The sequence below is a fragment of the Sulfurihydrogenibium azorense Az-Fu1 genome, from assembly GCF_000021545.1.
GTDB classification, from domain to species: Bacteria; Aquificota; Aquificia; order Aquificales; family Hydrogenothermaceae; genus Sulfurihydrogenibium; species Sulfurihydrogenibium azorense.
This window is the reverse complement of sequence record NC_012438.1, coordinates 1,559,915-1,578,391: the sequence shown is the minus strand read 5'-3', so window position 1 is coordinate 1,578,391 and position 18,477 is coordinate 1,559,915. Positions and strand designations below refer to the sequence as shown.

The following is an 18,477-nucleotide window of genomic DNA, read 5'->3' as shown; positions in this document are numbered from 1 at the left end:
TACTAAAAGCAGCTGGGACAGCTAAAGAGAGTATCTTTTTATTGGTTTCACTCAGCATTTTTTAATCGCAACTAAATAAGCCTTGTATGCAGTTTCCTGATTACAAGTTATAACTTGCTTTTCTTGGTAAAATACAACATGTAAGGATAAAAATGAGTGTAAAAGCTCGTTTTTTCTAAGTAAAAAGTCTTTAGTAGTTTTACTTGGAGAACCTTCCAAAAAAGTCTCAAAAATTAAAACTCCACCTTCTTTTAGAGCTTCTTTTATGTAAGGAAACAAAGATCTTTCTAAAAAGTTTACATTTACAATCAAGTCGTAAGTGTTTTCGGGGGGTCTGTACTCTTTTAAGTCTGCATGGATAGGGTTTATGTTGGGATGAAGATTTTTAAGTTTTTCTATTGCAACATCGGATATATCTACTGCGTCAACCGTAAAACCATTTTGAGCTAAAAATAAAGCATTTCTTCCAAGTCCAGCTGCTATATCAAGGGCTTTTCCTTTGTTTGCTAAATGAATAAAATCTTTTAGTATTGTAGAAGGTTCTTCTTTTGGTAAGAAACCTTCAAGGTACTTTTTGTTCCATCTTTCTCTATCTTTATCGTTCATTCTAAATCACAGTACTTTTTTATTATGTTTTCGTATTTGCCTTGTATTTTTAAAACAAGGTCTATTACTTCTCTTACAGCTCCGTTTCCACCTTCTTGCTGTGTTATGTATATACAAAGTTTTTTAACTTCTTCTGGCGCTGAAGGGACTGTTGCAGGAAAACCTACTCTTTTTAAAACCGGAATATCAACTATATCATCTCCCATGTATAAAATCTCTTCATCTTGTAGGGAGTATTTTTCTTTTAGGTATTTATAATGCTGAAGTTTATTTGAAGAGTTTTGGAAAACTTCACTTATACCAAGCTCAATGGCTCTTTTGTTTACAACTTCGGAGTTTCTTCCTGTTATTATGGCTGTTTTTATACCTGATAGATGGAGCATGTGTATACCTATTCCGTCTTTTACACAGAAGTTTTTAATCTCTCTACCTTCACTATCGTAGATGATTTTACCATCTGTTAGAATACCATCTACATCAAAAACAAACCATTTTACTTTCTTAGCTTTCTCTTCTAACATGGGAAATATTATAACATGATTGTGAAGGTGGCCTAAAAGCCACCTTTTGGAGATTTACATAAGAGATTTGATAGCGTTATCTATTCTTTTTTCTAACTCTTCAACAGCTTCTTTAGCCTGTGGATACTTTGTTCCATCTAAAAGTAGAGATGGTCTTGTTCTGACTATGTATGTTTTATCATCTCCTTCATACTGGTATATTGTTATGACAAATGGAGATAAAGCTATAGCGTTTGGGTCGTTGGTTACGATTTTATAAAGGGTTGCCATACTTGTAACTAAAAAGTTTTGCATATAGTCAACTTTCAACTTTTTGTAATCAGGAAAGAGTTTTACGTTGTTTGCAAGGGGAGCTACTGGGTCTGTTGTTGTAACTACTATTATTTGAGCAGCTTCTAAATTACCTTTTAAGGCTATCATAACGTCTCCGGGGTCTCCGTCAACTTTGTAAACAACCAGTCCCTTTCCAGAGTCTGAGCCTTCAGTTTTACTTTGTGTAGTGGTTGATTGTTGTTGGGGTTTAGTCTGTTTTTTATCTTTTGCGTAAGATATGGATACTGTTGTAATTAGTAAAAGTGCTAAAAGAAATCTTAGCATAAATATACCTCCTATATCTTTTTATAAAATTATATCAAATTATTTTAGTGTAGTGGGATATAAGCGTATCCTTCGTTTTGCCAGTTAACAAGACCTATAAAAGCGTTATGAATAAGTTCTACGAATGGGTATAAGGTTTTGGGGTCAATTTTTTTCCCTTTCATTCCTTGTTCACACATTTGAAATCTTACACCGTAGTTTTTATGAAGGTACTCTAACTTTGCTTGTAATTCTTTTTGAGCTTCTATTAATGTTTTATCGTCTTTGTAAGGAGAGTTTTGAAGGTCTTTTATAAAAAATTTGTAAGCGTCTCCATGTATTATAACTACTACTTTTAAATCTTTAAGGTTGTTTTTGTAATATTCTGCAGAGTTTGCTACACCACTTAAAAGGTACATTTTAAATCTGTTTAAGTCTCCTGTGGTGAGGTTAATAACTGCTTTTGGATTGTCCTGTGCAAAGGAAAAACCTACAAAAAGAAGGATAACAGCTAAAAACTTTTTCATGGCCACAACTCCTTTATTCAAAGTCTTCTAAATCTAAATCGTTGTATATTTTATAAACGTTTGCATCGTTAAATACATCACACATAACATAATTTTTATAAGGAGAGTTTTGGTTTATGTAAGCTTTTATCTCATCTAAGGACTTGCCTTGTTCTTTTAGTTTTTTAACTGTACTGCGAGTGTATTCTAAGTAGTTGTATGTAAAGTCTATGGCTTTTATGTCCATAGGTTCGTTGTGTCCACCAAGTATTATCTTAGGGTTTAGGTTTTTCATCTCGTTTAAAACTTTAAGCCAGTTTTTGGAAGAAGCTCCTCTATCTCCTGCAAATGGTATTCTGTTTATATATACTAAGTCTCCTGCAAAAAGGACTTTCTCATTTTTTACAAAAACTACTATGTCGTTATTTGTATGGGCTGGAGTCATAGAGATAATAGATATCTCATACTCTCCCACTTTTAAATCTTTTTTGTCTGACACTTCAACATCAGCAGGAATTAGTTTTACGTTTTTGTATAATCCTCCAAATCTTTGATTGGAAGCTTCCAGAGTCATTTTTGCCTCAGGTGAATTATAAAATTCGTTAAGTTTTTTGTGAGCTATAACCGTTGCACCAGCTTGCTTAAATGTAGAAGCTCCATACCAATGGTCTGGGTGATAGTGGGTAATGATAAGGTATTTTAGAGGTGCTTTTTTTACTTTCATCAGCTCATCATAAAACTCTTTTGAAAGTTCTGGTGTTGATAGACTGTCTATCACTATCCAACCTTCTTTTGTTAAGATTGCGTAAGCGTTTGACATAAAACCTCTGTTTTCTACAGATGGCATAGCATCAACACCACGAACCATATACATATTTTTGTAAAACTGTTTTAAATCCATTGCGAATGTGTTTGACACTATTAGAAGTAAAACAACAAAGAAAATTTTTTTCATGGTGCCTCCTTTTTTACTTATAATTCTCTTTAACTTTATTTAAATCGTGGACTACTGCTGGTATTAATTTATAGCCTTCTTCTTGTAATTTTGCAAGCTCTACAACACCTGCAGGTACAATTATAACAAAAGGTTGCATATCTTCTTCTTTTAAACCAAAGAATCTCAAAGTGTTTCTACACACGTATATTTTGAGTCCGTAGCTTTGGGTCATTGACTTTAGTCTATCTATCACTTCTTTGTGCTTTTCGTAGTTCTTCTTTGCAAATATTAAAACTTCTGCACCATGACTTACTACTGCTAACTTGTACTCTCCCATTGGGTTAAACTCATCGTAGGCTTTGATAAAGTTAGATATGAAGTTTGTAGCCATAACACTGTCTGAAGGGTTTTCAAAAGTCCAATCAAAAACAGCTTTTATTTTATCTGGAAGCGTAGAGTCAAACTGTGGTTTTTCTTGAGAAAAAGATTTTAGATAAAAAAGTAAAACTACAAAAAGCACAAAAACTTTTTTCATGGTAGACCTCCTACAAATAAAAAACCCTTCCCTTTGGGAAGGGATAGCTAAATCTTTAGAATATTAATTGTAATCCAACACCTATGTAATCTCCCGCTTTATCTGTTCCGTTTGTGGTATATGCTGATTTTTTAGTTCCATCTTGGTTGACGTAGTGAAGGTTTAGTTTAATATTATTTTGTTTTATGTACCAGTTTAAACCAATATCTGTTACTTTGTATTTACCATTTCCGTTTAAACTTGCTTTATCCCCTTCCCATTCAGAGTATGTTATAGCAGGCTCCAGTATTGTTTTGTTTGGTAGTGTAAAGTTGTATCCTGCTCTAACATGCCATACCTTATCTTTGTAGTTTAAAGCTGAGTTGTCAAAGTTTCTTTTTAACTCGTCATACTCTACGTTAAAAGTAAAGTCTTTGTAGTTTGCCAGTATATCAAATCCTAAAAGTTGGTTGTTTTTAAAAGAGATTTTTGGTTTGTTGTTAGCATCAAGTTTACCTGCCCATATAGTCGTATCAGCTAAAGGGAATTGGTTTGTATCCCATCCTCTACCTTGGTAAGCGTAGTTAACGGCAAAAGTTATACCATTTCTTTTTCCAAAGTAGTTAACTTTATATCCCATAGAGTACTTCTTCATCTCTGGGTCTCCAAGTGATAAAGCAACTCTTGCTGTATAAAGTAGGTTATCTCCTCCAGAGCCACTATTGAATTTGTCAGTGTTAAATACTCCAAAGTTATAGTTTATACCCCATTTTGCTTTTTCATCGTTGTAAAGACCGCCGATGTTTATACCTGTTTCACGACCCGGACCTGTACCAACTAGGTGCTGTCTTGGATAAAAGTTTGTAAGTGCTTTTTCAAAAGATGAAACTTCAAATCCGGCTGTAATGTTTTCTCTACCTACTTGTGGTCTAAAGTAACCTACCGTAATGTTAGCCCAGTTTTTGTGTAGTGCATAAGTGAAAAATGCATCCCAAAGATAAAATTCTTTGTTACCTGAATTAAGTGATACTAAACCTATATTACTATTCTTAGCTAATGCTGTGTGTGGGTCTAAACCAACGTTGTCATAGGCAAACCATACTCTCCAAGACAAATCTTCAGTTATCTTTCCTTGGAATCCAACCCTTGACCTTCTTAGGAAAAAGTCCATTCTGTTATCGTACTTGGTAGTTCCTTCAACTCTGTCCATCGTGTAAACACCCCAGAGCTGGTTCATGAAGAAGATTTCTAACTCTTTTCCATCTCCAAAGTAAAACTTAGGAGCTGCTTGAGATGGGTTTGATAGTAAAGCTGTTGCAGCTAATCCTAAAGCTGCTGAGAGAACTACTTTTCTCATGATAACTAACCTCCTTTAAAGTGATTTATTTGGTTACACTGTCTATTACTTTTTTTATTTCTCTGTCTAGCGTCTTTAGGGCTTTTATGCCTTCTGCGTCAAGGTTCCCCATGTACTTTATGGCCATTGAAGGTTTAAAAACCCCTACAATTAACCTTCCATCTTTCTCGTAGGTATAGACTCTTATGGGGAATTGAGATGCAAGTTGTGGGTTGTGTTTTAGTATTTTGGAGCATTCTGAAAGTTTACAGACTAAGTATATGTGCATATGTTTCCAAAAGTCTTTAACTCCTTGTTCTTCTACTCCGTTTGTTATATTTAGAACGTGGACTATTTTAAAGTTTGCGTTTTCAAGCTCAGTCCTAAGGAGTAAATCAAGTTCTTGGTAGGACATATTTGTTGACCTTTCGTAGATATCTGACATATCTTCATCGTCATCACTATCTGATACAACGGCAGAAGACAGTGCAGAAAGAAAAGATTTTTTCTCTGTTTGTTGTTTTTCTTTACTTTCTTTTTGAATGGTAATCTTTTTTTGAGGTTTTTCATCGTATCCCGTTCCTAAATAGTCTCCTGTTTCAAAGGATACATCTTTTATCATTCCTCCACAGGAAAAAAGAAACACACTACCTAAAGCTAAAATAAACTTTTTCATAGACATTTACCCTCACTTGTAGGACATCCACAACCAACGTCAAGTATTTTTACGTTTGACTTTAAAGGTGGATTTACGACTTTAACTCTTTTGATGTAATCAATCGTAATATCATAAACTGGTCTGAATTTCTTTGCATTTTTACCTGCTCTATATAAATTACCACCCCAAGATGCAACTACATAACTTCTATTTGGGTCAAGGTCTTTTCCGTTTACTTTGATATTTGATATTCTTTGGCCTGTAGGAGCTGATATTTTAATCTCGTAGTCAAGGCCTAAAGTTCTACTCATATCTCCCCCTTGCTGATAGAGAGGGTTAGAGTTAAACACGTTGTCCGCTATATCTTCTAAGAGGTTTTTAATCTGCTGACCTGTAAGTTCAAATCTGTAAACGTCAGGATAGGTTATAGCAGTCATGCTGTAAACATCATCAACTGTAATATCTCCTCCAGGAAGAACGGTAGTTCCCCATCTATAACCGGGGTTAAACACTATTTCACAGTCTGTCTCTTCTTTTATAGCGTCCATTATTACTCTGTCAAAGGTTGAGTAGAATGTGTCTCTCTTGTAAAGTATAGTTTGGGTTTTACCTATTACTTGAGAGAGCTGGCTTTCATATGGTTTATAAACTTCTTCAACGAATTTTTCAACTTCAGGGTCTGGTTTTATAAAGTTAGATGCAACAGGATAGAGTTTAAAGGCAAAGTTTGTTATCTTTTTATTTTTGACTTCTAAGTCAAGTCTTCCAAGGTATTTACCGTGGCTTCCAGCTATTACTATTATTGTGTTGCCAACTATTACAGGTTTTGGAGCTGGGTCGTGGGTGTGTCCTGAAAGTATAACATCTATTCCTTTTACCATCTTAGCTAAAGCTTGGTCTAACGTAAATCCATCGTGGGATAGTAGTACTACAACATCAGCTCCTTTACTTCTAACTTCATCTACAAATTTTTGTAGTCTTTCTGCTTGAATACCAAAAGTCCAGCCTTCTGTAAACTCTTTCGGGTTTGCAATAGGCGTGTAAGGGAAAGAGTTTCCTATAACTGCTACTTTTACTCCACCAACCTCTCTTATTGTGTAAGGCTTGAATATAAGGTCTCCCCACATTTCATCTGCTACGTTTTGGGATATAAACTCTGCCTTTAGATGTTTATTTACAAGCTCTAAAACTCTGTCTTTACCGTAGGTAAACTCCCAGTGTCCTACCATTATGTCTATACCAAGGGCGTTTTGAGCATCTACTATAGCTTTTCCTTGTGTGAAAAGACCTACTGCAGTTCCTTGCCAAGTGTCTCCAGAGTCCATAAATAAGACTTTGTCAGCTCCCCTTTCTGCTTTTATACGGTTTACAAGAGCTTTTATGTAGGCTACACCACCCATTTTTCCATATTTTTTAGCCAGTTCTTCAAAACCTATGTATGTGTCAAAGTAGGCTCTGATAGTATTTGGCTTTATTCCGTAATACTGCATAAAAGCCTTTCCACATAAAAATCCCGGAGTTCCTATAAGTTCTTTTGCAGAGATTAAAGTAGATGGTTCTCTCCAGTAAAGTGGTTTTAAATGGGCATGAAGGTCACATATATGTAAAAGTGTAACGTTGCCAACGCCTTTAAACTCAAAAAAGCTTTCTGGTTTTACTTCGTTTAACTTTGCAAATACATCAGTTGATGTTAATGATAGTCCGGATATAGCCGCAAGGTGGAAAAGGTCTCTTCTTGAGATGTTCATTGCTGTTTATCCTCCTGTCATCTTACTAATCCCGGTGCTTCTATTGTTGCACCGTTTGCTAAAGATGTAACATAAAGCTCTAAAGCTACCATCTCTTTTGATCCAAGAGGTAAAATCTTCATACCGGCTTGAGACATACACTGTTGAAATCTTTGTTCTATAGTAACTACCTTACTTTGAGTCATTCTATAACCTGGCCAGTGAGCTGCGGCGTTTGTTCCCTTTATTCCGTTGTATTCAGCTCCTAAAGGAGTTAATCTTTGCATTCTTAGTACCATACCAGCTGCAAACTCATGACAGGTTTGGCAAGATAGGTTTCTTTTTCCTCTTTTAAGATCAAATACGTATTTACCATACTCGTAGTATTCTTTTACTACAGGGTTAGATGATGTATCTACGTTTATTTTTTCGCCGGAAGCTATGTATTTAAGATATGTTAATAAAGCTGTGTTTTCTTGACTGTTTAGAGGAAAAGGTTTATCTACCCCTTGGTTTAATTTTTGACACATCTGTATTCTCTGTTGTAGGGATATTACTGTGTTTAACTTTGGTTCGTACTTAGGATAAGTTCCTACAGCCTTTTTTAACTTTTCTTCACTGTGGCAAGAAGCACAAGATTTGTTGGAAGTTCCCATAGGTTTGTTAAACAGTGCTCCACCTACTTCTTGGGCAAAAACCTCTCCCGGGTTTATACCTGATTTATAAAGTGCCAAGTCTTCTTCTGATATTGCCTGTCCTGCTTCTTGAGATATTGATTTATTTACGCCGTAAGTTGTTAATGCTACTGCAAGTCCAAAAAGCAAGACTTTTCCCTTTAATTTCATAGCTGGTATTCCTCCTTTTTAGAAGATTTGAGAAAAGAGGGCTTTTAAGCCCTCAAAAGAGATTAATCTACTTTTATATCTATTACTTTTTCTGTTACTTCACCTTTGTTGTCTTTCCAAACGATTTTTAAAGGAGCTGATTTTGTAGCTTTTACATAGAATGAGATAAATGGGTTTGCACTTACTGATGCGGATACTTCCATCCATGTTATCTTCTCATCCCCATAGTAAACTTCTACACTTGTGATGTAATGTGCTGCAATGTACTTCCCAGATTCTTTATCTTTTACCAGTCCAGTGTCCATAGGATGCATTATTACAGAGTCTATTCTAATCAAATCTCCCTTTTTATACTCTTTTGGGTTTATCTTTACTAAAGCTTGTCTTGCCATTGTTTAATCCTCCTTTTTTTTATTATCCACATCCACCGATTGTGACTTTAACCGGTTTTTGTGTTTTTATAAAGCTACCATCTGCAAGTTGAGCTACTGCAACTACGTTCATAGTTTCTGCCAGTCTTATTCTGGTAGATATGTAAGCTTTACCGTTTGCAGGTGTAAAGTAAACACTCATAGTTCTTGCATTGTGGTTTTTGTCTGCGAGAATGTGTATGGCTTTTACTTGTTCTATAGGTAGTTCTACTTCTACAGTAACAGGTACAACTGCTCCGTTTTCTGCAATCTCAGGAGCTACGAGTTTAACTTTGTCTGAGTCTGATACAGCTTTTCCACCTGTTATCTCTTTTAGAGCCTCATCAAAAGGCTTCTTAGGTGGAGGGTTGTCCACTAACTCCGCAGCTTTTACGTCTGTAAAGACACCACTTCCTAGTAAAGCTGTTGATACAGCTGCTAACGATGTTGTTTTTAAAAACTCTCTTCTGTTCATAAAATACCTCCTATTTTTGTTTCATAAAATATTCATCCATTGTCATCTCTTTATAACTTCCAGATGCGAAGTAGTTAAGTATTTTAACAAAGTCTTTCTCTTCCCATGCACCAAAAATTGTTTTTATCTTACTTCCATCTGGATTTAAAAAGTAAAACATTGGAGTTCCTACAAAGCCATACTTCTTTCTTACTTCTATTCCTTCGTTGCTACACTTTCTAAGCTTTACAGGTATAAAATGTTTGTTAAGCAGTTCTTCGACTCTTTTGCTTTCAAATACATTAAAATCCATAATATCACAATAATGGCAGGAAGGAGAGTAGATGTAGATAAATACTATTTTATTTTCCTTCTTTGCCTTCTCAAAGGCTTGGTTGTAAGGAACCCAGTTTATCTGGGCATTTGAAAAACCTATTAACACAAGTAAAGCAAGTATAACCTTTTTCAACTTATCACTCCAAACTTAAAATGTAAGCAGTTAACTGACATACTTCTTCGGCTGTTAACTGTCCTGTTGTAAGTTGAACTGTCATTATGTTGTAGTATGGTACACTTTGAAGTTCTTTTGGGATTAAAATTCTTCCGTCTGCTATCTTTTGATGAAGCCAGTCAACTGTCTTTGGCTCTCCTCTGTAATCTGGAGCTTTAAACAGTCCATTTTTATAGCCTGTAAGGTCTGGTCCTATGTTTCCACAACCTTTTGCTTCAGGGGCACAGTGGCAGGCGACACAGTTCCCTTTACTTACTTCCATAAATACTTTCTTACCTTTTTCAGCTAACTTTTTAATACTTTCTTTATCTGACAAGTTACAAGAAGAGTCTATAGCGTATAACCTTGGTTCAGGAGGCACATCTTTTAGCATAATACTTTTTGCTTCTGGATTTTCTATACCAGCATCTTGAAGAGTCAAAGCAAAGGCTAAAGCAGAAATTCCAGTTATCGTAGCTACCGTTGTTAGTATTACTTTTTTTAGTTTCAACTTAATCCTCCTGCATAAGTATTTTGTATTGTACTTATGCAACTTCCATGCCAAATTGTAAACATGTATTTACAATTGTTAAAATCTCTTAACATGTCCATAAAAGGACAGAAACTGTCCCAAATGGAACAGTTTAACCAAACATCTCTCTCCATAGTCCTTTTGCCCATTCGTGATATCTTTTAACTGTGGACTCTCTTCTAGTATTGTCTTCTCTGTGAATAGGTGTAATTATATTTTTTTCTCTGTTTATCTTGAAGCTTGTCTCTGACATTATAGCTTCTTTATCACTAACCATAGAGTAGCAAAGTACCATTAAAAGCTCTTCTTGTTTTAATTTTTTACCTGTTATTCTTTCCGTTATGATGTTTGCTACTATCTTACCTTGCATATTTGCACCAAAACCAGACTTTGGTAAGAATGTTCTTGCAGAGTCTCCTATAACGAAAACGTTTGGAACTTTCGTCTCAAATGTAAATGTTTCAACTTCTACCCATCTTTGATTGTTTTCTAAAAGTCCTATTTTTTCTAAGAGTTTTGATGCTTTCATAGGAGGGATTATGTTGGCCAGCTTAAACTTAAAGTCTCCGTTCGTTGTTTTTACAACATTGTTTACAGTATCTATCTCCTTAACCGTTGTTCCTGTAATGTAATCTGCGTATCCTTGGTAAAGTTCGTAGTAAGCTTTCATAAACCCTTCTGAGTTAATGACAGGTCTTTCGTTTGCATCTATAAAGTAGAGATGGGCTTTGAGTTTTCTTTTTGTTATGTAGTTTAGTATTAGTGCAGCTCTTTCGTAAGGAGCTGGAGGACATCTGTAAGGGTAAGATGGGACTGTAATAACGATATCACCACCATCAAAGCCTTCTAACAATCTTTTTAAGTAAAGATGTTCTCCACCGGGTTTAAATGCAGGTGGATACTTTATAAAGAAATCTTTTTGAGATTTGTCTATATCGTAGGATATTCCGGGAGATAAAACTAAGAAATCGTAAGATATCCTATCGTAAGGAGTTATAACTACCTTTTTGTCTAAGTCTATATCCATTACTTTAGTGTTTATAAAGTCTATGTTATATTTAGCCTTTAAAGGTTCGTATGGAAAACACAAGTTGCCAAACTCGTAAAAGTCTCCCAAGTAAAGATTACTCATAGGACAGGATACAAAGAAAGGGTTTTTGTCTATTAGTGTGATAGATATGTCAGGTAGTAGTTTTCTTAGCTGTCTTGCTGTAGATACTCCACCGTATCCTCCACCTACTATAACTACTTTTGCCGATTTTGTAGATTTAGCGGCTTCTTCCTTTGCAAGGGACACATCAGGTATAAGGTTAGTTGCTGCCAGTGCAACACTACCGGCTAAAAACTGTCTTCTGTTAACATTTAATTTGTTCTTTAACATACTTCCCTACCTCCATAACGACGGTTTTATCTAACTGTTCTTTTGCTTTTTCTAAACCACCATACTGATCTATAAGATCAGATTTATACATATCAAAAAACTCTTCAAACTGATTTATACCTAAGACACCAGTAGCGTATATTTTTCCTTCTTCTTCTATAAGTTCTATACATGCAAGAGGTACTTCAGCTGGACCTTCTAATACTTGCCCTCCACTTTTTGGATCAAATACGGATATATGAGCACAACACTGGATTACACCGCTTTTTCCTGTAGTTTGTGATTTTTCGTTAGAAGGGTAGTAATTTATTAATGAAAAGTCTTTGCTTGGATAACTCCATTGGTGGGGACATATTGCGCTGTAAGCCACGATACTTTTTTTCTGTCCTATGCCTCCTTTGAACTCATACTCTTTACCGTTTGAAAGTTTTACTTTTGTAGGTTTAACCTCTTCACCAGTGTTTATAATATAACAAGGAGTTGACCTGTAAGGGTAGTAGAATAAGAGAGCGGTATTTGGACTTATATCTTTTACTGTAAATGGAGTTAAATCTTCTTTCACTAAAAGTGCTTTTTGGTAAGCTTTATAGGTTTCTTTTTCTGAAGCTAAAATAGAGTCAAAAAAACCTTTTGAGAACATACTTCCAACTGCCATGAGAGAGCAAGTTTTTATAAGATCTCTTCTATTCATCACTTACCTCCTACTTTTTACTCTAAACTATTATAAAATAAAAAAAGGGGCTTTAAAGCCCCTCTTTCGTATATTTGTTATAATTTCTTTTCTACAAGACAATCTTAAATTACACTTTTCCCCAAGTGTCTGCGACGATGTTGTCATACCAAACCTGAGCGTAAATTGCTTCTTTCTTTCTGAATTTTTCGTCCATTCCTGCAGGAGATACTCCACCTGCACCTTGAACTGCTGTTATTCCTTTTTCGTTGACGTTGTAAACAGCTGCTACAGATATTCCATAGTCAGGTGATACGAGACTGTAGCAAATGTTGACTATAGTTATGTCTTCTGGATTTTTACCGTTTATAGATGCCACTATTGCAGCTGCTGCAGCTTTTCCATGACTGTTTGCAGAGAAACCAGATTTAGGCATAATTGTAGCAGCTGAGTCTCCTATTACATAGATATCTTTTACATTTTTTGACTCAAATGTTTTTGGATTTATTTGAGCCCAGCCTTTATCATCTGCAAGACCAAACTTTAATACTAACTCTCCAGCTTTCTGATGAGGTATAAAGTTAATAACGTCTCCTTTTATCTTTTCTCCGGAAGAAGTGTAAACAATCTTTTCTTTAGGGTCTACTTTTACTACTTTACCACCTAAATCTGCCTGTACCCACTCAACCATATTTCCGTAAAGTGCCTGCCAACCTTCCATAAACAGTTTTTGTTTTGCAAACTCGTTTTTAGCGTCAAGTAGTAAAACTTTAGATTTTGGTTTGTTGTTTTTAAGGTACCAAGCAACTAAAGAAGCTCTTTCGTATGGACCGGGTGGACATCTGTAAGGGTTTGGGGGTATTACCATAACAAATGTTCCACCGTCTGGCATAGCCTCAAGTTGTTTTCTAAGTAGTACTGTCTGAGGTCCTGCTTTCCATGCGTGAGGTAATGTTTCTGCCATTTCAGGTTTTGCACCTTCTACAGCAGAGTAGTTAAAGCTAATTCCCGGAGATACAACTAACTTGTCATACTTTAACTTTTTACCATTATCTAAAGTTACCGTTTTACCTGCAGCATCTATTTCTACTACAGTTTGATGGACTATATTTACACCGTACAAATCCTTAAGTTTAGAAAAATCTACTTCTATATCTTCTAACTTTTTAAATCCACCTATAACGGTATTACTAAATGGACATGTGTAGTACTTTGTACTTGGTTCAACTAACGTAACAGATATATCTTTGTCAAAAACTTTTATGTATTTTGCAGCAGTAGCACCACCAAATCCCCCACCTATTACTACAACATGAGCTTTACCTTTTACTGCAGATTCATCAACTTTAGAAGACATTGCAAAAGCTTTACCACCAAGTAATGTTGAAACTCCTGCTAAACCTGTTAGTTTTAGTAAATCTCTTCTGTTTATCATCTTACTCCTCCTTTTATGTTTACTTTAAAGTTGCTAAATACTCTGCCACTTTTTTAATCTCTTCATCTGTGTATCCCTTTGCTAATCTATTCATTATAGTTCCTTTTAGTTTGTCTTCTTTATACTGTAGTAATGTTTTTTCAATAACTGCTGCTGGTTTACCTACTATAGAGTAACCATTTTTATTTACTGTTTTGCCGTTTGGACCATGACAACCAAAACATGTAGCTGCTATAACTTTTGCACTCTCTACTGCATGGGAAGGAATCCACATTCCTAAGATTCCTGCTGTTAAACCCGCTAAAATAAATCTTTTCATACTAAATACCTCCTTTACTATGTATTTCATAAGATTATACCTCGTTTTTAATAAAAAAGCCCTCCTTTGATATGGAGGGCAACAAGAGGTGCTTTGTCAGGTGACCAATCTAAAGATGATGTTCTTGTAAAGTCTACAAATTTTTTATTATTCATAGTGCCTACTAAATCATTTCTTGCCCACCATTTTCTCTCATAAATCATAGCCATTAAAAGGTCAAGGTTGGGTATTTCTTTAGTGTGTAAAGCTAAAACACCGAAAGTTTGAGGTGTTTGTCTCCAGTTTGCGTCAGATATAAATCTTTGATCGTCAAGGTTTACTCTAGTTCTACCAAATAGTAAAGTTGTTTTACCCCATGTGTATGATACTTTTGCTTCTGTTAATCTTGTTATTGAAGGGTCTGCTATGAAAGCATATTGATTCGTCTCACCGTAAGTTCTCTTTTTATCTATTAGATCAGAAACATCGTTTAGCTCTAAGTATGCTTTTAATAACGGTATGTTAAATATCTTATCTATGTGTGCTCCTAATCTTATTCTTGTTGTAAGTGCTGTTGCATCTTCTATAGCTCCGGATGTAGCATTTTTACTTGTCCAGTCAAATCTTGGTCTGATTTCAAGCTCTGGCTTGAGCTCTCCTATAAATGTTTGTATCTCTGCTTTGGCATCGTTGTAGATGCCTGCTGCAGCTACTGTCAGCAATCCTGCTGCCATGAGACTTTTCACTTTTCTCATAATACCAACCTCCTAAAGTTATTGTTAAAAATTCTTAAAAGATTTTATTTTTTTTTCTAAATCTTTGTCAAATACATATTTTTTTTATAGTTATTTTTATATGTTAATATTAGGATATTCAAAGTTTAGAATACTTATAAAAGACCGAAGTTTTTCATCTTTGTTCTAAGTTGTTTTCTTGATATTCCAAGTCTTTGAGCTGCTTTTGTTTGGTTAAAGTTCTCTTCTTGTAAAACTTTTAGTATTATGTTTTTTTCTATTTCATAAAGGTTTAAACTTTTTTCTAAGTTTATCTTGGATACTAAAGGCTTTTCTTTTATTCTTTGAGGTAAATGTTGAGAGGTTATTATCTCTCCTTGGCAAAGAACTACAGTCCTTTCTATTATGTTTTCAAGTTGTCTTACATTTCCGGGCCAGTCGTATTCCATAAGAATTTCCAGAGCTTCGTTATCTATATCGTATATATTTTTATTGTTTATTTTACTAAATTTCTCTATAAATCTTTTTACAAGTAGAGGAATGTCTTCTTTCCTTTCCCTTAAAGGTGGGATTTTTAAGTGAATTACATTTATCCTATAAAATAGGTCTTCTCTAAATTCTTTATTTTCTACCATCTGTTCAAGGTTTCTGTTGGTTGCTGATATAACTCTACATCTCATCTTTATTAAAGAAGTCCCGCCTACTCTGTAAAACTCTTTTTCTTGAAGTACTCTCAGAAGTTTTGCCTGCATAAAAAGAGGCATTTCTCCTATCTCATCTAAAAATAAAGTTCCTTCTCCCGCTAACTCTATTTTTCCTATCTCTCTACTTGCAGCTCCTGTATAAGCTCCTTTTTCGTGTCCAAACAGTTCATTTTCAAAAAGTTCTGATGGTATCGCAGAACAGTTGATAGGTACAAAAGGATTGTTTGCCCTTCTTGACCTTTTGTGGATAGCTTTTGCCACAAGCTCTTTTCCTGTTCCACTCTCTCCCTCTATCAAAATATAAGACTCACTTTTACTAACTATTTCTATTTCGTTGAATAACTCTTTCATTTTTTTACTTTTTCCGATAATACCCTCAAACTCTTCTACTTCAAATGGGTTTGATTGTTTTTCTTTGTAAAACTGAATAAGCTTTATAAGGTTGTCTGTATCTATAGGTTTTGGTATGTAATGATTAGCTCCTTTTTTTACAGCTTCTACAGCTCCATTTATAGACCCGTATGCAGTGATGATTATAAAAGGCGTTATACTGTCTTTCTTCCTAAAATCTTCTAAAATCTCTATTCCAGTCCCATCTTCCAGCAAATAGTCAGACAAGATTAGATTATAAATGTTTGTGGTTAACTTTGTTAGTGCTTCAGACTTACTTTTTGCGGTATCAACTTCATAGCCTTCTTTTGTAAGGACTGTTTTAATAATTTTTAAAATACTCTCTTCATCGTCTATCAACAAAACTTTAAACATCTTTACCACTCCTGTCTACTGGTATTTCTATAATAAATTTAGTGTATTTTCCATACACAGATTCAACGTTTACAGTTCCACCGTGTAGAAAGATTATCTTATAAACCATAGGAAGTCCAAGTCCTGTTCCCTTTGGTTTTGTTGTGAAAAACGGCTTAAATATTTTTCCTTTGTTTTCTTCTTTTATTCCTATTCCGTTATCTTCTACAGTTAATCTTATTTTGTCTTTATTTCTCAAGTACTCTGTGGATATTTTTATAATTGGGTTTTCTGTATTTTTTTCTCTTATTGCATCTATTGAGTTTAATATGAGGTTAACTAAAACTTGTTTAATTAAATTTTGGTCTATAAAGGTTTTTGGAAGGTTGTTATCAAGTTTTAAATCTACCTTAATGCCGTAATCTTCACAGTCATATATAAGCAGTCCTATGGAGTTTTTTATAACCTCGTTTAAATCTTCTTGGGAAAACTTTGGTTCTATCAATTTTGAGAAGTTTAAAAATGAAACAGTCATATCGTTTAATCTGTAGCTTTCTTCTTTTATGATTTTACCAAACTCTTTTATAATCTCATCGTTTGCGTTGTTTTTTATGTAGTTGGCAGCGTTTGAGATTGAGTAAAGGGCGTTTTTTATCTCGTGGGCAATCTTTGCACTCATCTCTCCCATTGCAGCCATACAGCTTAGGGTTTCTCTTTCTTTGTATGCCTCTTCAAGTTTATTTATATAATCGTTTAAAGAAGAAAGCATCATATAAAAACTGTAAGTAAGATTGTCTATTTCATCTCCTGATAACTTTGAAAAAACTTCACACTTTGGACATTCTTTTATAGACTTTTCACCTAAAGAAAAAAGTATCTCCTTACCATTTTTTGAGCCAAGCCAACACTTTTCAGTAATTCCTTTCACACAGATTACATCAGATTTAGTTTTTGGTTTAAACTCTACAGCTTCTTTAAGATTGTAAAATCCAGTCCAAAAAAGGTTTAGTATGCTTTCTTTTAGTTTTATAAGTGGATTTACTAAAACAGTTGAGATAAAGAAAGTTCCTAAAAAAGATGCCACTATTATAAATCCTACTATTAAAGAAAGAGGATAGATTATTTTCTTTATATCGTTGATAATATCCTGCTTTATCTCTTTAATATCATACAGAACAACAACTTTTCCGACAGGTTCTCCATCAACAGAGAGGTTATACTCTATCTTTTGTAAGTCTTTTTTTGGAAAGTTAGACTCAAGTTTACCTAAATACTCTAAATCTGTACTTCCTATTACCGTTTCATTTTTATCTAAGATAAACACATTTTTAACAGATTTTATACTTTTTAAAAATCCTACTAACTCATCTATCTTTTCAAGGTTTTTTACTATGATTTTATCTTTGTAGCTCTCTGACAGGTTTTTAACATTTTCTTCTAATGATTTTATCCTGTCTTCTAAGAGTCTTTCCTGAAAGTTATACACTGTAAACAGTATAGACCCTACAAGGACTGCTAAAATATAAACGGAGATTGATAAAGATGTTTTTAACTTTATAGACAGATTTCTTAAACTCTTCATTTTAAGACAGGAAACAGTTCAAGGACTTTTCTGTAATTCTTTATAATTTCAAACATCTTAGGTTGGGGTTTTACAAATCCATCAACTTCCATTTGTTTTAAAGTGTTCTCATCTGCGGAAAAAATAGCATACTCTATCTCTTTGTAAACTTTTTTATCAATATTTTTTGAAACCATAATTATATGTCTTGGAAATGAAGGTGATTTTGCTATAACTTTAACATACTGCTGATAATCTTTTATACTCTCTTCTTTTACTCCCGCTACATCTGCTATAGATGAAATCAAGGCAAGTATAGCTCCTTTGTCTGTTCCAGAGCTCCATATGTTAATAACGTCATGTTGAGTTATTCCTGCGTTTGCAAGCATGTAAAGGGGCATAACACAGTTGCTCATACATATAGGACTTCCCAAGGTTATCCTTTTACCTTTTACATCTTCTATACTGTTTATAGGACTGTCTTTTCTTGCTATTAAAACACCGTTTTCTACAGCTTTACCGTTGATTTTCATAACAGCAACAGCTTCTACGTTATACTGTCTTTTTAATTCAAAATAAACAACAGAACATCCTACTGCCATATGAGCTTCTTTCTTTTTAAACATTTGAAAGAGTTTTTCTATATCCTCTACTATTACTACGTCAACATCTTTTTTTATTTTTTCTGATAGGTACCTTGCAAAAACACTGTACCTTTTATACTCTTTTATAGGGTCTCCGTAAGATAAGACGGCAAATATTAACTTTTCTTGTGCAAAAGATACCGAAACAAAAAGAAGTAATAAAATTAACACCTTTTTTAGCATAAAGATAATAT

At 34.4% G+C, this 18,477-nt stretch carries 22 protein-coding genes; all 22 read right to left on the bottom strand.

Translation table 11 applies throughout. The features are described 5' to 3' along the window. Window positions 1–51 precede the first annotated feature (51 nt). Window positions 52–606 carry a class I SAM-dependent methyltransferase gene (locus SULAZ_RS08280; protein WP_012674689.1) on the bottom strand — a complete coding sequence of 185 codons (555 nt, stop codon included), beginning with the start codon at window positions 604–606 and terminating at the stop codon, window positions 52–54. After that, window positions 603–1,127 (bottom strand): KdsC family phosphatase, encoded by a 525-nt coding sequence (locus tag SULAZ_RS08275; RefSeq protein WP_012673922.1) that lies wholly within the window; start codon window positions 1,125–1,127, stop codon window positions 603–605. Before SULAZ_RS08275 ends, SULAZ_RS08280 begins: the two co-directional genes overlap by 4 nt. Before the next feature lie 54 nt (window positions 1,128–1,181). Continuing rightward, window positions 1,182–1,724, bottom strand: coding sequence for a DUF302 domain-containing protein (locus tag SULAZ_RS08270; protein ID WP_012674898.1), 543 nt, complete (start codon window positions 1,722–1,724; stop codon window positions 1,182–1,184). A 44-nt stretch (window positions 1,725–1,768) separates the two neighbouring features. After that, window positions 1,769–2,230, bottom strand: coding sequence for a DsrE family protein (locus SULAZ_RS08265; RefSeq protein ID WP_012674164.1), 462 nt, complete (start codon window positions 2,228–2,230; stop codon window positions 1,769–1,771). A 13-nt stretch (window positions 2,231–2,243) separates the two neighbouring features. Beyond that, window positions 2,244–3,164 (bottom strand): MBL fold metallo-hydrolase, encoded by a 921-nt coding sequence (locus SULAZ_RS08260; RefSeq protein ID WP_012675130.1) that lies wholly within the window; start codon window positions 3,162–3,164, stop codon window positions 2,244–2,246. Between the two features lie 13 nt (window positions 3,165–3,177). Next, a complete protein-coding gene (locus SULAZ_RS08255) occupies window positions 3,178–3,681 on the bottom strand; it encodes a DsrE family protein (protein WP_012674386.1) in 504 nt (167 codons plus the stop codon). A 55-nt stretch (window positions 3,682–3,736) separates the two neighbouring features. Further along, a complete protein-coding gene (locus SULAZ_RS08250) occupies window positions 3,737–5,017 on the bottom strand; it encodes a porin (protein ID WP_012673597.1) in 1,281 nt (426 codons plus the stop codon). 25 nt (window positions 5,018–5,042) lie between these two features. Continuing rightward, window positions 5,043–5,672, bottom strand: coding sequence for a DUF302 domain-containing protein (locus tag SULAZ_RS08245; RefSeq protein WP_041675904.1), 630 nt, complete (start codon window positions 5,670–5,672; stop codon window positions 5,043–5,045). Beyond that, window positions 5,669–7,402: a thiosulfohydrolase SoxB gene (gene soxB, locus SULAZ_RS08240; RefSeq protein ID WP_012673823.1), complete on the bottom strand. Its 1,734-nt coding sequence runs from the start codon at window positions 7,400–7,402 to the stop codon at window positions 5,669–5,671. The genes SULAZ_RS08245 and soxB overlap by 4 nt, the downstream gene beginning before the upstream one ends. Window positions 7,403–7,419: 17 nt before the next feature. After that, window positions 7,420–8,226: a sulfur oxidation c-type cytochrome SoxA gene (gene soxA / locus SULAZ_RS08235; protein WP_012674513.1), complete on the bottom strand. Its 807-nt coding sequence runs from the start codon at window positions 8,224–8,226 to the stop codon at window positions 7,420–7,422. Window positions 8,227–8,288: 62 nt separating this feature from the next. Next, window positions 8,289–8,618, bottom strand: a complete 330-nt coding sequence (gene soxZ, locus SULAZ_RS08230; RefSeq protein ID WP_012674003.1) for a thiosulfate oxidation carrier complex protein SoxZ — start codon at window positions 8,616–8,618, stop codon at window positions 8,289–8,291. 22 nt (window positions 8,619–8,640) lie between these two features. Next, a complete protein-coding gene (soxY, locus tag SULAZ_RS08225; RefSeq protein ID WP_012674775.1) occupies window positions 8,641–9,111 on the bottom strand; it encodes a thiosulfate oxidation carrier protein SoxY in 471 nt (156 codons plus the stop codon). Window positions 9,112–9,121: 10 nt separating this feature from the next. Beyond that, on the bottom strand, window positions 9,122–9,559 hold the full coding sequence (locus SULAZ_RS08220; protein WP_012673994.1) for a thioredoxin family protein: 438 nt from the start codon (window positions 9,557–9,559) through the stop codon (window positions 9,122–9,124). A 4-nt stretch (window positions 9,560–9,563) separates the two neighbouring features. After that, entirely contained in the window at window positions 9,564–10,091 is a 528-nt protein-coding gene (gene soxX, locus SULAZ_RS08215) for a sulfur oxidation c-type cytochrome SoxX (RefSeq protein ID WP_012675084.1), read from the bottom strand. A 133-nt stretch (window positions 10,092–10,224) separates the two neighbouring features. Further along, entirely contained in the window at window positions 10,225–11,493 is a 1,269-nt protein-coding gene (locus tag SULAZ_RS08210) for an NAD(P)/FAD-dependent oxidoreductase (RefSeq protein ID WP_012673810.1), read from the bottom strand. Further along, window positions 11,468–12,184 carry a Rieske 2Fe-2S domain-containing protein gene (locus SULAZ_RS08205; protein ID WP_012674296.1) on the bottom strand — a complete coding sequence of 239 codons (717 nt, stop codon included), beginning with the start codon at window positions 12,182–12,184 and terminating at the stop codon, window positions 11,468–11,470. The genes SULAZ_RS08210 and SULAZ_RS08205 overlap by 26 nt, the downstream gene beginning before the upstream one ends. Before the next feature lie 109 nt (window positions 12,185–12,293). After that, complete coding sequence (locus SULAZ_RS08200; protein WP_012674223.1) at window positions 12,294–13,598, bottom strand: FCSD flavin-binding domain-containing protein; 1,305 nt, start codon at window positions 13,596–13,598, stop codon at window positions 12,294–12,296. Window positions 13,599–13,617: 19 nt separating this feature from the next. After that, window positions 13,618–13,917 carry a c-type cytochrome gene (locus SULAZ_RS08195; protein ID WP_012674811.1) on the bottom strand — a complete coding sequence of 100 codons (300 nt, stop codon included), beginning with the start codon at window positions 13,915–13,917 and terminating at the stop codon, window positions 13,618–13,620. A 47-nt stretch (window positions 13,918–13,964) separates the two neighbouring features. Further along, the gene (locus tag SULAZ_RS08190) at window positions 13,965–14,651 is read right to left on the bottom strand and encodes an alginate export family protein (RefSeq protein WP_012673962.1); all 687 of its coding nucleotides are present in this window, start codon (window positions 14,649–14,651) and stop codon (window positions 13,965–13,967) included. Between the two features lie 134 nt (window positions 14,652–14,785). Beyond that, a complete protein-coding gene (locus SULAZ_RS08185; RefSeq protein ID WP_012674498.1) occupies window positions 14,786–16,099 on the bottom strand; it encodes a sigma-54-dependent transcriptional regulator in 1,314 nt (437 codons plus the stop codon). Then, window positions 16,092–17,660 carry a sensor histidine kinase gene (locus SULAZ_RS08180; protein WP_012673789.1) on the bottom strand — a complete coding sequence of 523 codons (1,569 nt, stop codon included), beginning with the start codon at window positions 17,658–17,660 and terminating at the stop codon, window positions 16,092–16,094. Before SULAZ_RS08180 ends, SULAZ_RS08185 begins: the two co-directional genes overlap by 8 nt. Next, a complete protein-coding gene (locus tag SULAZ_RS08175) occupies window positions 17,657–18,466 on the bottom strand; it encodes a phosphate/phosphite/phosphonate ABC transporter substrate-binding protein (RefSeq protein ID WP_012674466.1) in 810 nt (269 codons plus the stop codon). The genes SULAZ_RS08180 and SULAZ_RS08175 overlap by 4 nt, the downstream gene beginning before the upstream one ends. Window positions 18,467–18,477 lie beyond the last annotated feature (11 nt).